Annotated in this window: 6 protein-coding genes; 3 read left to right on the top strand and 3 right to left on the bottom strand. The window is 72.6% G+C overall.

Going from position 1 to position 3,385, the window contains the following annotated elements:
* Positions 1 to 21: 21 nt before the first annotated feature.
* Positions 22 to 438: an ATP-binding protein gene (locus tag E1295_RS47635; protein WP_166427793.1), complete on the bottom strand. Its 417-nt coding sequence runs from the start codon at positions 436 to 438 to the stop codon at positions 22 to 24.
* Entirely contained in the window at positions 435 to 632 is a 198-nt protein-coding gene (locus E1295_RS47630; protein WP_132641943.1) for a DUF5999 family protein, read from the bottom strand. The genes E1295_RS47635 and E1295_RS47630 overlap by 4 nt, the downstream gene beginning before the upstream one ends.
* A gap of 226 nt (positions 633 to 858) precedes the next feature.
* Between E1295_RS47630 and E1295_RS47625 the strand changes: the two genes are divergently transcribed.
* Genes E1295_RS47625 through E1295_RS47615 form a run of 3 tightly spaced genes read left to right on the top strand, consistent with a single transcriptional unit; the run spans position 859 to position 2,774 of the window.
* The gene (locus E1295_RS47625; RefSeq protein ID WP_132641941.1) at positions 859 to 1,614 is read left to right on the top strand and encodes a MerR family transcriptional regulator; all 756 of its coding nucleotides are present in this window, start codon (positions 859 to 861) and stop codon (positions 1,612 to 1,614) included.
* 51 nt (positions 1,615 to 1,665) lie between these two features.
* Entirely contained in the window at positions 1,666 to 1,971 is a 306-nt protein-coding gene (locus E1295_RS47620; protein ID WP_132641939.1) for an ArsR/SmtB family transcription factor, read from the top strand.
* A complete protein-coding gene (locus E1295_RS47615) occupies positions 1,968 to 2,774 on the top strand; it encodes an SRPBCC domain-containing protein (protein ID WP_132641937.1) in 807 nt (268 codons plus the stop codon). Before E1295_RS47620 ends, E1295_RS47615 begins: the two co-directional genes overlap by 4 nt.
* A gap of 24 nt (positions 2,775 to 2,798) precedes the next feature.
* On the opposite strand, the gene E1295_RS47610 is transcribed toward E1295_RS47615, so the two are convergent.
* Positions 2,799 to 3,385, bottom strand: a 587-nt coding sequence (locus E1295_RS47610) for a DUF4037 domain-containing protein (RefSeq protein ID WP_132641935.1), incomplete at its 5' end; no start/stop codon positions are given.

Raw genomic sequence — 3,385 nt, 5'->3', positions numbered from 1 at the left:
GGAGGGGGCCGGGGCCGGCGCTCAGCAGGCCTGCGCCTGGAGCAGCAGGTCGTCGCCGGACTCTTGCGGCAGCGGCAGGTCGAACCAGACGCGTTTGCCGCGGCCGGTGCGGGTGCTGCCCCAGCCGGAGGCGATGGCCTCCACCAGTTGCAGGCCGCGTGAGCTCTCGTCGTCGTGGCGGGCGGTGCGCAGGTGGGGCAGGTCGGGGCTGGCGTCGTCGACTTCGCAGTGCAGCAGCGCGCCGGTCAGCGACAGCCGTAGCCGGATGGGGCCGTGGGCGTGGCGTACGGCGTTGGTGACCAGTTCGCTGACCAGGAGTTCGGCGGATTCGCTGCTGTGGGGCAGGCCCCAGGCGAGCAGTTGCGCGCGTACGGCGTGGCGGGCGCGCGGGACCGCGGAGGGGTGCGGCGGCAGGGTCCAGGTGGCGGTGGCGTTCACGATGCCTGCCCGGCGCAGGCGGGTGCGGAGGGGATGACGCTGCGGCCGTCGGGCAGCAGTTCGCCGGTGTCGTCGAAGAAGACCACCCCGTTGCACAGCAGACCCCATCCCTGTGCGGGGTGGTACGCCACGAGGCGCGCGGCCTCCCGGCCGGCGGCGTCCGCGGGCGGACATGGTGGCTGGTGCTGGCACATGACTTCGATCCTCGATTCCCGCTTCCCAGCGGATGGAGCTCAGAACTCCAGACTGGCCTGTCCCCCCGCCCAAGAAAGAGGTGAATTATCCCCATGCCGCTACCTGTTTTCGGGTACGTAGGTACCTGAAAACCCAGGTCAGCCCCACCATGACACCCCGGGGCGGCGCCCTGCAACCGCCCGGTTCAACTCGACCTCGCCCCGCGTGAGCCTGCACAGTGGAGCCATGAGTTTCTCCGTCGGGCAGGTGGCCGGGCTCGCCGGCATCACGGTGCGCACCCTGCATCACTACGACGAGGTCGGCCTGCTCGTCCCCGGCGAGCGCACCCGCGCGGGCTACCGCCGCTACACCGACGCCGACCTCGCCCGGTTGCAGCAGATCCTGCTCTACCGTGAGCTCGGCTTCGGCCTGGACGAGATCGCCGTCATCCTCGACGCGCCCGGCGCCGACGAGCTCGCCCATCTGCGCCGCCAGCACGAACTCCTGACCCGCAAGGCCGAGCGCCTGCAGGAGGTCATCGCCGCCGTCGAACGCTCCATGCAGGCCCGTACCCTCGGCATCGCCCTCACCCCGCAGGAGCGTTTCGAGGTCTTCGGCGACTTCCGGCCGGAGGACCACGAGGCCGAGGTGCAGCGCCGCTGGGGCGGCACCGACCAGTACGCGGAGAGCCGCCGCCGCCTCGCCTCCTACACCAAGGCCGACTGGCTGCGGCTCAGGGCCGAGGCCGAATCCATCACCGGCGACCTGGTCGCCGCCTGCAAGGCGGGCCTTCCCGCCGACGGCGAGCACGCCATGGATCTGGCCGAACGCCATCGGGACCACATCAACCGCTGGTTCTACACCTGCACCCACGAGCTGCACCGGTGCCTGGGCGACCTGTACGTCGACGACCCCCGTTTCCGAGCCACCTTCGAGGATCTGCTTGCGGGCCTGGCCGGCTTCGTCCGTCAGGCCATCCATGCCAACGCGGGCCGCGCCTGACCACCGTACATGCTCTTGCGGACATATAGCCAGGGCGGTATATTCGCCGTCATGCGCTTCGACGTGCTGGCCGACCCCGCACGACGCCAGATCCTCGACCTCCTCCTGCAACGCCCCCACCTCGTCGGCGAACTCACCGACCACCTCGGCCTCACCCAGCCCGGCACCAGCAAGCACCTGCGCGCCCTGCGCCAGGCCGGCCTCGTCACCGTCCGCAAGGACGCCCAACGCCGCTGGTACGAACTGCGGCCCCAGCCCCTCGCCGAGATCGACGCCTGGCTCACCCCCTACCGCAGGCTCTGGAACGACAGCCTCGACCGTCTCGCCGACCACCTCGACACCATGGACGACGCATGAACGAGACCCTCACCCTGCACCCCGACGGCCGCACCACCCTGCGCCTGCAACGCCGTCTCCCCCACCCGCCCGAGAAGGTGTGGCGCGCCATCACCCGGCCCGAGCACCTCGCCGCCTGGTTCCCTGCCGAGGTCACCTTCGACGGCGACCGCATCAGCTACGGCTTCGGCCCCGGCGGCCGCATCCTCGTCAACGACCCGCCCCACGTCTTCGCCCACACCTGGGACGACGACGAACTGCGCTGGGAACTCCAGCCCGACGGCGAGGCCACCCTGCTCACCTTCACCCACACCTTCACCGACCACCACGGCGCCGCCAGCTTCGCCGCCGGCTGGCACGTGTGCCTCATGGCCCTGCTCGCCCACCTCGACCAGCGCCCCGCCCCCACGGGCGGCGACAGCGCCCGCCTGCACGAGGACTTCGTCGCCATCCTGGGCCTCACCAGCGCCACTACCACCGGCACCGGCACCGGTACCACCACCGGCGCCGGCGCAGTGCGTGTCGAACGCCAGCTCACCCGCCCCGCCGACGACCTGTGGCGGCGCCTCGGCGGCGACCAGGCCAGCCCCGGCGGCCCGCCGCCGGCCCCGTTCACCCCGCCCGGCCTGGCCGCCGGCGCGGTCACCCGCGTCGAAAGCGGCAAGCTCCTGGAGTTCGGCACTCCCGGCGGCCACGTGCGGTGGGAACTGGCCGCGGGCACCGGCCACGGCGCCCGCCTCGTCATCACCTGCACCGGCGACCCGTCCGCACGCGACGCCTGGCGCTCCCACGTCGAAAGGCTCGCCTCCTCGCTCGTCGAATGAGGCGCGCCGGACCTGACAGGCCGCTCACCCGAGGCCGAGGGCGGCGGCCGTCACCGCGCGCGCCCGCCCCGGCGCCACCAGCAGATCCGTCGAATCCGCCAGCTGATCCACACACCCCACCAGCGGCAACCCCCTGATCACCGGGTCCGACACCGACGCCATCAGCGCATCGGCGAACCGGTCACCGTCGATCACCTGGAACGGCCGGTCGTGGAAGCCGCGCACCTCCTCCTCCAGCCAGCCGGTCAGCCGCACACGGTTGTGCAGCGCCGCGACCCGCGTGTAGGACGAGGCCAGCGCAGCGTCGCGCTCGCGCCACGACCGGGCCGCCATCGCGGCCCCCAGCGACTCCCCCAGCTCGGTCGCACCCGGCATGCGCACCAGCGCGCTGCCGAGCCACTTGGCGTACGGCGGGTAGCGCCGCCGCAGCAGCAGCGCCAGCCGCATCACCTCCCGCGTCAGCCGCGCCCCCACCACGGCCGACCCCAGTTCGTCGCCCACCTCGCCGCACCGGCCGGGAAACGGCTCCTCCTGCGCGATGCGCCGCCACTGGCACGCCAGGACGTAGCGCCACACATCGCCGGGATACCAGCGCAGCGCCTGCCTGGCCG

It is taken from the genome of Nonomuraea mesophila, from assembly GCF_004352805.1.
Classification (GTDB): domain Bacteria; phylum Actinomycetota; class Actinomycetes; order Streptosporangiales; family Streptosporangiaceae; genus Nonomuraea; species Nonomuraea longispora.
Note: the sequence above shows the minus strand (reverse complement) of the source record. Positions and strands in the feature narration are given on the sequence as shown.